Annotated in this window: 14 protein-coding genes and 1 tRNA gene; 13 read left to right on the top strand and 2 right to left on the bottom strand. The window is 70.4% G+C overall.

Annotated features, from left to right (window positions below):
• Positions 1 to 136 precede the first annotated feature (136 nt).
• The 9 genes from N6H00_RS15910 (at position 137) to N6H00_RS15870 (ending at position 7,913) form a co-directional block, all read left to right on the top strand.
• Complete coding sequence (locus tag N6H00_RS15910; RefSeq protein WP_268972356.1) at positions 137 to 412, top strand: hypothetical protein; 276 nt, start codon at positions 137 to 139, stop codon at positions 410 to 412.
• Positions 409 to 603 carry a hypothetical protein gene (locus tag N6H00_RS15905; RefSeq protein WP_268972355.1) on the top strand — a complete coding sequence of 65 codons (195 nt, stop codon included), beginning with the start codon at positions 409 to 411 and terminating at the stop codon, positions 601 to 603. Before N6H00_RS15910 ends, N6H00_RS15905 begins: the two co-directional genes overlap by 4 nt.
• A gap of 13 nt (positions 604 to 616) precedes the next feature.
• On the top strand, positions 617 to 1,093 hold the full coding sequence (locus N6H00_RS15900; protein ID WP_268972354.1) for a hypothetical protein: 477 nt from the start codon (positions 617 to 619) through the stop codon (positions 1,091 to 1,093).
• An 89-nt stretch (positions 1,094 to 1,182) separates the two neighbouring features.
• Complete coding sequence (locus tag N6H00_RS15895) at positions 1,183 to 2,076, top strand: bifunctional DNA primase/polymerase (RefSeq protein ID WP_268972353.1); 894 nt, start codon at positions 1,183 to 1,185, stop codon at positions 2,074 to 2,076.
• A gap of 2 nt (positions 2,077 to 2,078) precedes the next feature.
• The gene (locus N6H00_RS15890) at positions 2,079 to 3,557 is read left to right on the top strand and encodes an ATP-binding protein (RefSeq protein WP_268976986.1); all 1,479 of its coding nucleotides are present in this window, start codon (positions 2,079 to 2,081) and stop codon (positions 3,555 to 3,557) included.
• Between the two features lie 183 nt (positions 3,558 to 3,740).
• Positions 3,741 to 4,688: a hypothetical protein gene (locus tag N6H00_RS15885; RefSeq protein ID WP_268972352.1), complete on the top strand. Its 948-nt coding sequence runs from the start codon at positions 3,741 to 3,743 to the stop codon at positions 4,686 to 4,688.
• 624 nt (positions 4,689 to 5,312) lie between these two features.
• Positions 5,313 to 5,540, top strand: a complete 228-nt coding sequence (locus N6H00_RS15880; RefSeq protein ID WP_268972351.1) for a helix-turn-helix domain-containing protein — start codon at positions 5,313 to 5,315, stop codon at positions 5,538 to 5,540.
• Between the two features lie 83 nt (positions 5,541 to 5,623).
• Positions 5,624 to 6,883: a tyrosine-type recombinase/integrase gene (locus N6H00_RS15875; RefSeq protein ID WP_268972350.1), complete on the top strand. Its 1,260-nt coding sequence runs from the start codon at positions 5,624 to 5,626 to the stop codon at positions 6,881 to 6,883.
• 166 nt (positions 6,884 to 7,049) lie between these two features.
• The gene (locus N6H00_RS15870; RefSeq protein WP_268972349.1) at positions 7,050 to 7,913 is read left to right on the top strand and encodes a DUF6551 family protein; all 864 of its coding nucleotides are present in this window, start codon (positions 7,050 to 7,052) and stop codon (positions 7,911 to 7,913) included.
• 157 nt (positions 7,914 to 8,070) lie between these two features.
• Here the strand turns inward: N6H00_RS15870 and N6H00_RS15865 are convergent.
• Positions 8,071 to 8,145: transfer RNA gene (locus N6H00_RS15865), tRNA-Cys, on the bottom strand.
• Positions 8,146 to 8,311: 166 nt separating this feature from the next.
• Positions 8,312 to 9,190, bottom strand: a complete 879-nt coding sequence (locus tag N6H00_RS15860) for an alpha/beta fold hydrolase (protein WP_268972348.1) — start codon at positions 9,188 to 9,190, stop codon at positions 8,312 to 8,314.
• Between the two features lie 180 nt (positions 9,191 to 9,370).
• Between N6H00_RS15860 and N6H00_RS15855 the strand changes: the two genes are divergently transcribed.
• The 4 genes from N6H00_RS15855 (at position 9,371) to N6H00_RS15840 (ending at position 13,747) form a co-directional block, all read left to right on the top strand.
• A complete protein-coding gene (locus tag N6H00_RS15855; RefSeq protein WP_268972347.1) occupies positions 9,371 to 10,276 on the top strand; it encodes a LysR family transcriptional regulator in 906 nt (301 codons plus the stop codon).
• Between the two features lie 116 nt (positions 10,277 to 10,392).
• Positions 10,393 to 10,962, top strand: coding sequence for a cysteine dioxygenase family protein (locus N6H00_RS15850; protein ID WP_268972346.1), 570 nt, complete (start codon positions 10,393 to 10,395; stop codon positions 10,960 to 10,962).
• A 2-nt stretch (positions 10,963 to 10,964) separates the two neighbouring features.
• On the top strand, positions 10,965 to 12,014 hold the full coding sequence (locus tag N6H00_RS15845) for a YeiH family protein (protein WP_443073217.1): 1,050 nt from the start codon (positions 10,965 to 10,967) through the stop codon (positions 12,012 to 12,014).
• Positions 12,015 to 12,295: 281 nt separating this feature from the next.
• Entirely contained in the window at positions 12,296 to 13,747 is a 1,452-nt protein-coding gene (locus tag N6H00_RS15840) for an MFS transporter (RefSeq protein ID WP_268972345.1), read from the top strand.
• Positions 13,748 to 13,750 lie beyond the last annotated feature (3 nt).

The raw sequence follows: 13,750 nt of genomic DNA, 5'->3' as shown, positions 1-13,750 counted from the left end.
CGGGGCCGCTAGCGCTAGCGGCACACCCCGCTAACGTTAGCGGCCCCGCTAGCGCCCCGAACCCATCCTGATCAGGCCGCTAGCGGATAGCGGTCCACCTGCGGAAAGCCTCGAAACCCGCCCCGGAGGGCCCTTCATGACCCCCATCGTTCTTGCTATCGCCTGCCTACTCGCCATCACGCTCGGTTACGGCGCGCTCTGTGCGGCCTCGCCGTTCGGCGACTGCCGCAAGTGCCACGGCATGGGCCACGCGCTCAAGACCGACCGCAAGGGACGCCTCAAGCGCGGCAAGGACTGCCGCCGCTGCAAGGCCACCGGCAAGCGCATACGCGTCGGTCGCTGGCTCTACAACCGCTGGGCGCGCATCTACAGCGCCGGCACCGATACCCCCCGCCCGGAAGGATTCCGATGATCTTCGACATCTCCGCCGTGCTGCTGTTCGGCGCCGCCTCCGCCCTCGCCGTCAAGACCAAGTCCGCCGGCGCCGGCGCCGCCATCGTGCTGTTCCTCTTCGGGTTCTTCGCCGCCGGAACCGGCGCGCAGGAGCCCATCCGCGACTTGGTCAAGGCGTTCGCCGACGCGGCCAACTCCCTCGGCAACTGATAGGAGGCCCGCCATGAACGAACACGTCCCCTTCCTGCGGCCGGACGCGCCGACCCGTGCGACGTACGACCCGGCATCGCTGGAGCTGCACGCGCCCGACGCGGCGGCGGTCGAACTCGCCGCCGAACGCGGCCCGGTGGTCTGGGTGCCGGACGCCTACGGCCGCATGGTCCCCATGCCTAAGCACCTCGCCCCGCCCCCGATGCCCATGCCGGAGCCGCGCGACCTCACCCCGCTGCCCCTGCTTGACCCCATCGCACAGCGCTTCATCGGCGCCGGGCTCGGCGGGGGTGGCCTCGCGGCCGGCGTCGGCTGGGGCGTGGGCGAGGTCATCAACGCCGCCGCCGGGCTCACCTCCGGCGCCGCGATGTGGATTGCCCTCGCCGTCCTCGCCTGGCGCATGCCCGTGCGCGCCATGGGCGGCGGGCGGAACGGGAGCACGGTCAACATCCGCAAGGCCGTGATCAAGCGCAGCACTTTCAACGGCTAGCTTGCCCGTGGGCGGCGGCACTCCCGGACAAGGACAGCCCGCCGTCCACGGTCTCCAATCCCGACGTAGCAGAACAGGAGACCTACAGCATGACACCTGACTGCAAGGCCCGGCGCCCCGCCGGAGGGAATCACCCGGAGGGGAGCCACCTGCGCACCGCCCTCGCCCTCGCGGCGGCCGGTGTCCCGGTCCTCCCTCTGCGGGCGGGCAAGGTCCCGTTCGGCAACTGCCGCAGCTGCGCGGGCGCCCCGCCCCGGTGCGGCGGCCGGCCGAACATGAAGACGCCGGGACCGTGCCTGTGCCCGGCGCCGTGCCACGCGTGGGCCGCCGCCACCACCGACCCGCACGTCCTCACCTCGCCCGCATGGGGCCGGGTGTGGCGTGAGGCGGTGGCGGTCGCCTACCACCCCGGTGGGGCCGGGCTAACCGTGGTCGACCTGGACGACGCGGAAGCCATCGAATGGGCCCGCGGTTCCCTGCCCGCCACCCGGACCGTGCAGACGACGCGGGGCGAGCACTGGATCTACCGGGGCGCCATGACCTCCCACAACGCCGTGCGTCCCGGTGTCGACATCAAGTCGTCCATGTCCTACGCCCGCTATCTCGGGCCCGGCACCGGCCACATGGTCAACCTGCCGGACGCCGTGCGTGCGCTTGCGGCGAAGAAGCCTTCCCCGGCCCGACCGGCGCCGCACGCCGTTACCGTGCCCGCAGGGCCGGGAGTCGGGGAGTGCCCGCACCGCACGCCTGTCTACCTGGATCGTGGCATCGCGATGGCCGAACAGCGCATCACCGAGGCGCGCAGTGCGGTGCACGCGACCGTGTACCGGACGTTCCTCGCGGTGCTGTCCAGGCACGGCCGGTGCGGCTGCCTCACCGACACCCACGTCAACCGCCTGTTCACCGCCGCGCAGACCAAGGGCGAGACCGTCCGGCACTGCATGGACGCGTGGACCAACGCCCGCACCACGTTGGGACTGTGACCATGGCCGACGACGACAAGAACCCGGCACGCGAGATCATCACCGACTACGCCCAAGCCCACTTCCGGTACTTCCGCACCGCTGACGGCACCGTGTACGCGCAGAGGAACGGCCACCCCGTGGCCCGCCCGATCCGCTCCCAAGGCACCACCGGCAGCCACCGGCAGGAACTCATGGTCGGTCTCTTCCGCGACGGAGTGGGCGTGTTCAACGGCACCGCCATGAAAGAGGCGCTCGACCTGATCGAAGCATTGGCGCTGACCGAGGACGTCCAGCCCGTGCACATCCGCGTCGCCCCCGGCTATGACGGGGCCACGTGGCTGGACCTGGGCCGAAGCGACGGGCAGTCCGTACGCATCCACCCCACCGGATGGGACATTCGCACCCCGGACCCGCAGGAAGTCTCCTGGCGGCGTACCCAGCTCACAGGGGAACTGCCCCTGCCGGCGAAGGACACCGACGGCAAGGGCATCGACCTGCTGATGCGACTGTGCAACTTCGCCAACGCGGAGACCGAGTGCCTGGCCATCGCGTGGCTCATCGGTTGCCTGGGTCCGACCGTGCCCGTCCCGGCCCCGTTCCTCACCGGACCGCAGGGCGCGGGCAAGTCCACCGGTGGGCGGATGCTCGTGCGGATCATCGAGGGCATGACCGGGGACCTGCGACGGGCGCCGAAGGATGAGGAGAACCTGATCACGGCGGTGGCGGCCGGTTGGGTCACCGCTCTGGACAATCTCTCCCACATGACCCCGGAGCTGTCCGACGCGATGTGCTGCATCGTGACCGGGGCGGAGAACGTCAAGCGCGCACTGTTCACCGACGGGGACGTCTTCCGCGTCGGCTACCGCCGTCCCCTGCTCCTGACCGGCATCGACGTGGGCGTGATCCGGCCCGACCTCGCGGAGCGGCTGTTGCCCCTGCGGCTGGAACGCCCCCGCGTCCGGCGCACCGAGGCGGAACTGTGGTCCGACTTCGCAGAGGTTTTGCCCGTCATCCTTGGCTCTCTCCTCGACCTCACGGTGCAGGTGCGCGCGGCTGAGGCGGACATCCCGACCGATCTGCGGATGGCCGACTTCGCGCACCTGTGCGCGCAGCTCGACGCGGCCACCGGTCTGGGAGCGCTCGCCGCCTATCGGGCCAGTCTGGACGACCTCAACGACGACGTCATTGAGGGCGACTTGCTGGCACAGACCGTGCTGAAGCACGCCGGCGGCATCGACCCGGGAACCGAGCAGCGGATGACGTCCGCCGAATGGCTGCACTGCCTCACGGGCCTCTACGCGGGCGAGGAGTGCCGTCCCCTGCCTAAAGGGTGGCCGACTACCGGCAAGGTGCTCTCAGACCGTCTCAAGCGGCTTCAGCCCACGCTCGCGGCCCGGGGCGTCCTGATCGACTGGGGACGCACCAAGACGTCGCGCTACATCGAAATCTCGCGGCCGTGCGCCGCATCGTCCCCGCCCGAGCAGGAAGCGGCTTTCTGACCGCGCGGACCACGACCGCTCGTGCCTAGACCACGCCCCTCGGCACTCAGACGAGGGACGTGATCTCACCGCCCTATCAACATCAAATTCCACACTACGCGCCATGCCAGTAATGTTGTCCCCTCGTTCGGCACCCAACCTCTTCAGCGTGGGCGCCAGCGCAAACACAGGGAGGGGGCCTGCGTGTTTCGACCGAACGAGGATGATGGGGACCTAGCTACTCCGGCAGGGCCGATACATGACACAGCGAAGCGACGAATCCGGGACTGGATGGCATCGCCGCTTGCTCTCCGTCGGGTCCGTAAGACAACCATCGCAGCCCTCCTTTCCGCGTTAGTTTCCGCGACACTGTTGTTATGGGTCGATTCGCGACCGAGTGTTGAGAAGCGGGAGGGTTGCGACAGGGGGGCGACATGTAGCGGCGGCGACCACTTCGAAGCGCAGCTAGACCGTGCTCGCAAGCAACTCTTCACTGGCCGCCTCGACTACACCAAGCCGTCTTCGCTCAGGCTGACAGTCGGCAAGCCGTCGTATTTTCGAGCTGCGGTTCTAGGCACCTGGGTTGTGAAGAAGGAGGACGTACAGAGCGAGAAGGTGACCGTGGGTGGCCAGGTCACTGTCAGCCTCCACTGTTCGGGCGTTGCTACCTGCACGCCCATTTCTTCCAAGCGCCAGTCCGTGACAGATGACCCCCGATTTAAGGACGGACCAGCTTGGGTTTGGGAGGTGACTCCCAAGGAGGCCGGGACCGTGTACTTCGCCCTCACCGTGACTTCCTACTACGAGAACACGACAACGGTCCTCTACGAGAAGCCGCCGATCACCGCCGATGCAGAGGTCAAGGAAGCTCGAAAGGAGGAAGGCGCTACCTCTTGGGTTGCCGACGCCTACGGCTGGTTCAAAAAGATGATCGAGGAGTTGGCCCTCATTGCGGCAGGCCTCGCCACCGTTTTGGGGCTGTGGCTCGCGTGGAAGACCCGGAACTCCTACCAGCCCACCGGCTCGCGAGAGCCGCCGCAGGGCACCGTGCCCACACAACCGACCCAACCAGGACAAGCCCAATCGCCCACCAGTACGACAGCTAGGACCGGCCCAACTGCTGGTGACAACCCACCAAGCGATACCCGGTAGCCAGTCCGTCGCGGGCCACCTGCCCCTGCGATTGGGAGCCCACCGCGGTCTTCGCCGATCCGTGATGGAGGCATGACCCCCGCTCAGCTCCGTGCGATCGGCAGCCGTGCCGCCCCGCCAGAGCAGGAAACGGCTTTCTAACCGCGTGGCACCGGGACCGCTCACACAAGCAAGAGGAGCACCCGGCCGCCCGTGCTCCTCTTGCTGTTCGGCGGCGGACGCCGCCCTGCATGGTGCGCCGCGAAGCGGCTCCTTCTTCACTCTCTGAGCCGCGCACCACAACAGACAGCACCCCTCTTTGTCCTAAGTAGAGAGACGCTGCGTCACCTGCGTCACCCACACCCCGTAAACGGCGCGTGACCTGGCGAAACAGCGGTGACGCAGACGGCCGATTCCTGCGTCACCCCGCGTCACCTGCGTCACCCGAGTGACGAAGTCTCCGTCACCGGTGACGGAGACCCAGGGTCCTGCGTCACCCGGAATCAGCAGGTCAGAGGCGCGAATGACGCAGATGACGCAGGTGACGCAGAAATCAGCACCTCGGACAGACGCGGACTCCCAACATCGGTCCCACCCCCGAGCACCCCGGCATCACCCACGAACTGAGTCGAACAGGAGTGAGCCTTGGACGAACACGGCACCGTCACTTCCCCCGCTGACGACGACACGACGCTGGTTCTCCTCACGGTCGAAGAGGCTGCCCGCCGACTCCGCATCGGCCGGACCACCTGCTTCGCGCTCATCCGCACCGGAGAGCTGGAGTCCATCGACATCGGCCGGCTCCGCCGCGTCCCTGCCGACGCGCCGGCCGCGTACCTCGCCCGGCGACGCGCGGCCCGACGAGCCGCTTGACGACGCCCGGGGCGGCGGCACTCCCGGACAGGACAGCCCGCCGCCCCGGTCTCCATCCCGGCACCATGAACAGGAGTCTGCCTGTGGCAGAGGAAAAGAAGCGCACTCGACAGCCGAACGGTCGGAGTTCCATCTACTTCGGCAAAGACGGCAAGTGGCACGGCCGGGTCACCGTCGGCATACGGGACGACGGCAAGCCGGACCGCCGTCATGTCGAGCGCAAGACCCGTGCGGCGGTCACTGAAGCCGTACGGGAGTTGGAGCGGCAGCGCGACGCAAAGACCGTGCGCAAGCCGGGCAAGCCCTGGACGGTCAAGGCGTGGTTGACGCACTGGATTGAGAACGTCGCGCCCCTCACAGTTAACGACAACACGATGGTCGGGTACGGCGTCGCCGTGCGGAAGCACCTCATCCCCGGCTTGGGTGCCCACCGCCTCGACAGGCTCAAGCCCGAGCACATCGAAGCGTTCTACGCGAAGATGCAGGCCAACGGCAGCAAGCCTGCGACCGCCCACCAGGCACACCGCACTTTCCGCGCCGCGCTCAATGAGGCCGTGCGCCGTGGCCACCTCGGCAAGAACCCAGTTCAGTTGGCCAAGGCCCCGAAGGTGGGGGAGTACGAGGTGGAGCCCTACACCGTAGCCGAGGTGCAGCGCCTGCTGAAGGCTGCCGACCGGCACCGCAACTCCGCACGCTGGGCCGTAGCCCTTGCCCTCGGACTGAGGCAGGGGGAAGTGCTGGGCCTGAAGTGGGAGGACGTAGACCTTGACGGTGGGTTCCTGATGGTCCGCCGCAGTCGCCACCGCCCGCAGTACGCGCACGGGTGCACGGAACCCTGCGGACACAAGGCCGGGTACTGCCCGCAGAGGCGACGTAGCAACCCGGAGACGTCCACCACCAAATCGCGTGCCGGCCGCCGCGCGGTTGGTCTCCCGGAACAGCTCGTTGACCTGCTCCGCGCCCACCGCAAGGCGCAGGACGCGGAACGAGAGGCGGCCGGTACGCGCTGGCAGGAAGGGGGGTGGGTGTTCCCCGACGAGTACGGCCGCATCTCTTCCCATCGGAAGGACTGGGCCGAGTGGAAGGCGCTACTGGTAGAGGCGAACGTTCGTGACGGCCGCCTGCACGACGCGCGCCACACGGCCGCCACGGTCCTGCTCATCCTCGGAGTCCCCGAGCGCGCCGTCATGGGCCTCATGGGGTGGTCGACCACCGCCATGGCCGCTCGCTATCAGCACATGGTGGACGCCGTGCGGGCCGACGTCGCGAGGCAGGTGGACGGCTTGATCTGGCAGTCCGACGCGCTTCGGTCGGCGGACGACGGCGGCGAGGGCATGGCCTGACGAATGAAATTCGCCTCCAAACGGGCGAGTTGTCCGATACTCTGATCGTCAGTCGCCGTCTCCCGCATTCGGGAGCTGACGTTGTGTCGCCGTCGCCCCCACTGGGGCGCTGACACAAAAAAGTCGCTGTCGCCCCCACTGGGGCGCTGACGTATAAGGAGAAGCCTTGCCCAGCAAGGACTACAGCTACGACATCCCGGACCACCCGATCAAGTACTTGAAGGTGGACCCGAGAACCATCAAGTTCGACGCCCGCTCGCAGCGCCAACTCAACAAGACGCGCGCGAGGGCCATGGCCGAGAAGCTGGTCCCCACCGCGCTCGGAACGCTGATCCTCTCGCAGCGCGCAGATGGCAAGTACGCGGTGGACGGCATGCACCGCGTCTACGCCTGCCAGCTCATCCTGGCTGGGGAGGTCAAGGTCCCGAAGAGGGTCCGCGAGGCCGTCGAGACCATCAACTGCGAGGTGCACTTCAATCTGTCGACGGCCAACGAAGCGTCCCTGTTCATCATCAAGAACAAGGAATCGTCGAAGGTCGGTCCGAACGACGAGTTCAGGATCGGCGTGCTGGCCGGGCACCCGCTCTTCGTGGACACCAACACCGTCCTGGAGAAGCACCAGCTCAAGGTCGGCAGCCGCACCACCAACGGCGTGCGCGGCATCAAGGGGATCCTCGACATCGTCATGGAGTACGGCCCCGAAACCTTGGACCTGGCGCTCAGCATCGCCGAGGACGCCTGGGGCCGCCACCCCGACACCTGGCACTCCGTCACCATCGGTGGTATCGCGATCGTGGTGTCCAAGCACCCCGACGTGGTCAAGCCCAAGGAGTTGGCGAAGAAGCTCAAGAGTCAGGGAGACCCCACCTCCTTCAAGGCCAAGATTCAGACCATCGCCACCAACAACAACACCCGTGCCGACGGCACCAAAGGCCGTCTCAAGGCTGCTCACTTGTCGGTTGCTGCCGCCTGGAACGCCAACCGCCGTGCCAGCACCAACCGCATCCCCGTCCCGAACATTTTCGAGTAGCCCCAGCAGACGCTATGCCCCGCCCGTTACCTGCGGTGCGTAGGCAGTGCGCTTTCTTCGCTCGTGATCGTTAACCGAGACGGGAACTGAGACGGACGACGCTAAGGGCGGCACCCTTCCCGGGGTGCCGCCCTTCTGTTTTGCCTGGTAAAGCGCGTGGAGGCCGTGGCGGGAATCGAACCCACGTAACTCGCTTTGCAGGCGAGCCCCTAAACCACTCGGGCACACGGCCGTTGTCGTGCTGTGCTCTCGACGATAGGGCGGGGGCGGGACGGGCACAACGGATCGGCGGGTGCCGCCATACGACTGACACACCGCGTTCATGGTCGGCCGGGGCGCGCCCGCCGTCCGGCGCCCCGCGCGGCGCTCCCGCCGGTTCCCGGGTCCCGGTTCGCGGTTCACGGTCGCGCCGGGCGGTCCGCCAGGAAGTCCTCGACCACCGGACGGAAGAGATCCGGCTCGTCGACCCACGGATAGTGGCCCACCCCGTGCAGCGCCCGCGCCCGCCCGTCCGGGAAGGACTCGGCGACCACCTCCCCGGCCCGCGTCCCGGTCACCGCGTCCCGGTCGCCGGTGATCACCAGCACCGGGCAGGGCACCTCGCGCAGCCGGGCCAGCACCGCGCGCCGCCCCGCCTCGTCGACGCCCTGCCAGAAACCGGCCCTCGCCACCGGCCCCAGCTGCTCGCCCTCGCTCCGGGCGTGGGCCTGCTGGGGCTCGTCCCAGCGGCCGTACGCCATGGGGGCGGCCTGGAGCAGCAGTCTGCGCACCTCGGCGAGGTCGGTGGTGTCGGGCAGCAGCTGCACCGCCCGGTACGCCTCCTGCCACCAGGGCTCGTCGGCGCGGGATTCGAAGATCTCCCGGGCGTCCTCGGGGAGTTGGCCCTGGAGCCGGGCGCCCGGACTCACCAGGATCAGCCGGCTGAGCCGCTCGGGGTGGGCGGCCGCGTACGCCTGGGCGGTCGCGGCGGCCGCGTCATGGGCGAGCAGCGCGAAGCGGCCGAGGTCCAGATGGCGGCGGAGCGCCTCGAGGTCCTCGGCGAGTCCGGGGAAGGCGTAGCCGCTGGGGTCGGCGGCCGGCGGGGATTCCCCGGTGCCGCGGCTGTCGGGGACGACGAGGGTGTGATGGGCGTCCAGCCCGCCGAGGTCGCCCAGATACGCGGCGTTCCGCCCCGGCCCGCCCGCCAGGCAGATCAGCGGCGGCCCCGCGGAGCCGTCCCGGGCCGCCAGGACGCGGTAGGCCAGCTGGGTTCCGTCATACGAGGTGTAGTGCGGCATGGGGCCAGCTTGCCCCAGCATCGCCTACCTGACCGTGCTTGACCGTGTGGCGTCGTGCACCGGGTGGGGCGGGGGTGATGGCACGGTGGTGCGGGTGATGCCCACGCTGTCAAAGCACAGCTTGGGGTGATCTTGTGCCGCCCCAAATCCCGCTTATGGACATCGTCCTATGATGCGAGTGTGTTCGATTCCCGGCACATCAAGACGTTCCATGAGGTGGTCCGCTCCGGCTCCTACTCCGGGGCCGCCCGCGCCCTCGGCTACACCCAGCCCGCCATCACCCAGCAGATGAAGGCGCTCGAACGGGCCGTCGGCAGCCCGCTGTTCATCCGGGTCGGCCGGGGGATGCGGCTCACCGAGGCGGGGGAGACCCTCGCCCGGCACGCCGACACCATTCTGACCAGCATCTCCACCGCCCAGCAGCAGATGAACGCCATCACCCGGCTGCGTTCGGGCCGGGTGCGCGTCTGCGCCTTCCCCAGCGCCAACGCGACCCTCATCCCCGAGGCCATGGCCCGGCTCGCTGCCGCCCATCCGGGGGTGCGGGTGGAGCTGCTGGAGGGCGAGCCGCCGGAGTCGCTGGGGCGGGTGGTGCGCGGGGAGTGCGACATCACCCTCGCCTTCACCTATCCCGGGCTGCGTGAGGAGACCCCCGCCGAACTGGTGGAGATCCCGCTGCTGGAGGACCAGCTGACGGTGCTGCTGCCGACCGGGCATCCGCTGGCCAGACGGCGGGCGGTCAAGCTCGCCGAGCTGAGCGAGGAGCGCTGGATCGCGGGGTGTCTGCGGTGCCGCGCCAACTTCCTGCACGAATGCGCGGAGCAGGGCTTCGCCCCGGACATCGCCTTCACCACCGACGACAACCTGGTGGTGCAGAGCATGGTCGCGGCGGGGCTCGGCGTGGCGATGATGCCGGGGCTGGTGCTCTCGTTCCTGTGCCACCAGAAGGTCACCGGGCGCGCCCTGGACCCCGCCTCGCGCCGCCGGGTCTCGGCGTACGTACTGCGCGAACATCTGGAGATCCCCGCCACCGCGCGGGTGCTGGAGGAGCTGAGGACGGTGGCCGGGAACCGGATCGGATGCTGAGCGCGGCACGCCACGACGCGTCGCCGGGCCGAATGCCCCATCCATAAGCGGAGCTTGGGGACCGGTCAACAACCTGTCGTTGGACGTGATGGCGCGGGCGGCAGGACGCTGCCGCCATGACCACCCCGACCGCGTATCCGCCCGCCCGTCTCCTCACCGCACGCCTCAGCGCGTTCGTCGGCGATGTCCGCGAGGCCGTCGGACGGGGCCTGGCGCCCGATGTGACCGCCTATCTGGTGGGCGAGCGGCTCGCACCCCACCTGGGCGCGGCCGATCTGCTCACCCCCGGGCAGTGCGAGGGCGACCCCGACCGCTACCGTCAGCACGTCCTGCACGCCGAGCCCGACGGCAGCTTCTCGATCGTCGCGCTGGTGTGGCTGCCCGGCCAGCGCACGGCGATCCATGACCATGTGTCCTGGTGTGTGACCGGCGTCCACGAGGGTGAGGAGCACGAACGCCGCTACCGCCTCGTCCCCGACGGGCCGGGCTCGCGGCTGATCGCGGTGGAGGACGTGGTCAACCCGCGCGGCGCGGTGTGCGGGTTCGCGCCGCCCGGAGATATCCACAGGGTGTGGAACGCCTGTGGGGCGAAGGCGATCTCGATCCATGTCTACGGGGCGGACATCGCCCGCCTCGGCAGCAGCGTCCGGCGGGTCTACGAGCTTCCGACGGCGGACGGCCGGTGACGCTGACCGCCGCGCCCGGCCGGGCACGCCAGGCGGCCGGACGGCGGCCGCCCGCCACGGCGTACGGACTCGGGTTCGCGGTGGCCGGGGTCGCGGCCGCCTGGGGCGTCCACCGGCTGCTGCCCGCCGTCCCCCTGCTGACCGCCGCCGTGGTGCTGGGCATCGTCGCCGCGCATCTGCCGGGGACGCGCGGACTCGTCCGGGGCGTCTGCCGCGCCGGGCTCTCCCTCGCCGGGAAGCGGCTGATGCGCCTGGGCATCGTACTGCTCGGGCTCAAGCTCAGCCTGGACGATGTGCTGGGCCTCGGCTGGGCCACCGTGGCGATGGTCCTGGGCGTGGTCGCGGCCACCTTCTGCGGCACCTGGTGGCTCGGCCGCCGGATGGGGCTGCGCGGCGATCAGCCGCTGCTGATCGCCACGGGCTACGCCATCTGCGGGGCGTCCGCGATCGGTGCGGTGAGCGAGGTGTCGGACAGCGAGGAACGCGACGTGGCCACGTCCGTGGCGCTGGTGACGCTGTGCGGCACGCTCGCCATCGCCGTCCTGCCGCTGCTCCAGCACCCCTTGGGGCTCGGCGACGCGGCGTTCGGCCGGTGGGTGGGGGCGAGCGTGCACGACGTGGGCCAGGTCGTGGCGGCCGCGCAGACCGCCGGGCCGGCCGCGCTGGGCGACGCGGTGCTGGTCAAGCTGGTGCGGGTGGCCCTGCTCGCCCCGCTGGTCGCGGCGCTCGCGACCACCGTAAGGGCGCGGGCGCGCGCCCAGGGCGACCCGGCGCCGGGGACGGAGCGGCGGCGGCCCCCGCTGGTGCCGCTGTTCGTCCTCGGCTTTCTCGCGATGACCGCCCTGCGCAGTACGGGCCTGGTGCCCACCGCCGCGCTCGACACCGCCGCCACGGCCCAGGAACTCCTCCTCGCCGCCGCCCTCTTCGGCCTGGGCAGCGCCGTCCACCTTCCCTCGCTCTCCCACACCGGGGCTCGTGTCGCGGCGCTGGGGCTGTGCGCGTGGGTGGTGATCGCGGGGGCCTCGTACGGGGGCGTCCTGCTCACCGCGTAAGCGGTGCCTACGGCGTACGCCGTGCCTACCGCGCAAGCCGTGCCTACCGCGTACGCTGGGCCCGCCGCGCAAGCCGTGCCCGCCGCGCAAGCCGTGCCTACCGCGTACGCCGTCCGCCGCGACGCCGTGCCCGCCGCGCAAGCCATGCCTACCGCGCAAGCCGTGCCTGCCGCGACGCCGGGCCCACCGCCCGGGGGTCCAGGGTGCCTAGGGCCAACGGCCGAGCACGGCTCCGTCCCGCGACAGGTGTGACCTGCCCGAACGCCACTTACCCTGACGCCATGACCCCTCGCGACTCCCATGACGCCGACGCCGTCGTCGCCGACCCCGTCGTCACGGACGCCGCCCTGCCCCCGGCGGCCGGTGGCGACACCATCCTGGGGCGGCGCTATCGCGCCCTGACCCTGGGCATCGTCACCGTCGTCTCCCTCATCGCCTTCGAGGCGAGCGCGGTCAACACCGCGATGCCGGTCGCGGCCCGTGCGCTGGACGGGGTCGAGCTCTACGCGTACGCCTTCACCGCGTACTTCACCGCGAGCCTGTTCGCGATGACGCTGTCGGGGGAGTGGTGCGACCGCAACGGGCCGTCGGCGCCGCTGTTCACCGGGATCGCGGCGTTCGGTGCCGGGCTGCTGCTGTCCGGTTCGGCGCAGCGGATGTGGATGTTCGTGGGCGGGCGCGCGGTGCAGGGCATCGGCGGCGGGCTGGTGATCGTCGCGCTGTACGTGGTGGTCGGCCGGGCCTATCCGCGGCGGCTCCAGCCCGCCGTGCTGGCGTCCTTCTCCGCCGCCTGGGTGCTGCCGGTCATCGTCGGCCCGCTCGCCGCCGGGACGGTCACCGAACAGGCCGGCTGGCGCTGGGTGTTCCTCGCCATCCCGGTGCTGGTGCTGCCGCCGCTCGCGGTGATGCTGCCCGCGCTGCGCGCCCTGCCCCCGGGCGAGCGTTCCCCGGGCATGAACCGTCGCCGCATCCTCCTCGCGCTCGCCGTCGCGGCCGGCGCCGGGCTGCTCCAGTACGCGGGCCAGGACCTCTCCTGGCTCTCCCTCGTCCCGGCCTCCGCCGGTCTCGCCCTGCTCGTCCCGTGCGTCCTGCGGCTGCTCCCCGCGGGCACCTTCCGCGCCGCCCGCGGGCTGCCGTCGGTGATCCTGCTGCGCGGGGTGGCGGCGGGGGCCTTCGTGGGCGCGGAGAGCTTCGTGCCGCTGATGCTGGTGACCCAGCGTGGCCTGTCCGCGACCGTCGCCGGTCTCTCCCTCACCGGCGGCGGGCTCACCTGGGCCCTGGGCTCCTGGACCCAGAGCCGCCCCCGCCTGGAGCCGCACCGGGAACGGATGATGGGGCTCGGCATGCTCCTCATCGCCGCGTCCATCGCGGCGGTGCCCCTTGCCCTCGCCGACTCCGTGCCGGCCTGGGCGGTGGCCGTGGCCTGGGTGTTCGGCGGCTACGGGATGGGGCTGGTCATCTCCAGCGGGAGCGTGCTGCTGCTGAAGCTCTCCCGCCCGGAGGACGCGGGCAGCAACTCCGCCTCCCTCCAGGTCTCCGACGCGCTCGGCAACATCGCCCTGGTCGGCCTCAGCGGTGTGCTCTTCGTGTCGTTCGGCGGCGGCTCGATCACCGCCACCGGCCCCACGACCTCCCACCACCCGGCCGCCTTCGGCGCGGTCTACGCGGCGATGGCGGCGGTGGCGGTGGTGGGGGCTTGGGTGACGACGCGGTTGCGGCCCGAAAGGCGTTAGCAC

Source organism: Streptomyces sp. S465, from assembly GCF_026898115.1.
Lineage (GTDB): Bacteria > Actinomycetota > Actinomycetes > Streptomycetales > Streptomycetaceae > Streptomyces > Streptomyces luomodiensis.
The sequence above is the reverse complement of the archived record's forward strand: the minus strand, read 5'-3'. Positions and strand labels throughout refer to the sequence as shown.

What these genes read in the sequence shown, in the direction of transcription:
- N6H00_RS15850 (WP_268972346.1), top strand. Translation starts at nt 10,393, where the DNA reads ATGACCACCCCGACCGCGTATCCGCCCGCCCGTCTCCTCACCGCACGC.
- N6H00_RS15840 (WP_268972345.1), top strand. Translation starts at nt 12,296, where the DNA reads ATGACCCCTCGCGACTCCCATGACGCCGACGCCGTCGTCGCCGACCCC.
- N6H00_RS15890 (WP_268976986.1), top strand. Translation starts at nt 2,079, where the DNA reads ATGGCCGACGACGACAAGAACCCGGCACGCGAGATCATCACCGACTAC.
- N6H00_RS15860 (WP_268972348.1), bottom strand. Translation starts at nt 9,190, where the DNA reads ATGCCGCACTACACCTCGTATGACGGAACCCAGCTGGCCTACCGCGTC.
- N6H00_RS15900 (WP_268972354.1), top strand. Translation starts at nt 617, where the DNA reads ATGAACGAACACGTCCCCTTCCTGCGGCCGGACGCGCCGACCCGTGCG.
- N6H00_RS15895 (WP_268972353.1), top strand. Translation starts at nt 1,183, where the DNA reads ATGACACCTGACTGCAAGGCCCGGCGCCCCGCCGGAGGGAATCACCCG.
- N6H00_RS15905 (WP_268972355.1), top strand. Translation starts at nt 409, where the DNA reads ATGATCTTCGACATCTCCGCCGTGCTGCTGTTCGGCGCCGCCTCCGCC.
- N6H00_RS15910 (WP_268972356.1), top strand. Translation starts at nt 137, where the DNA reads ATGACCCCCATCGTTCTTGCTATCGCCTGCCTACTCGCCATCACGCTC.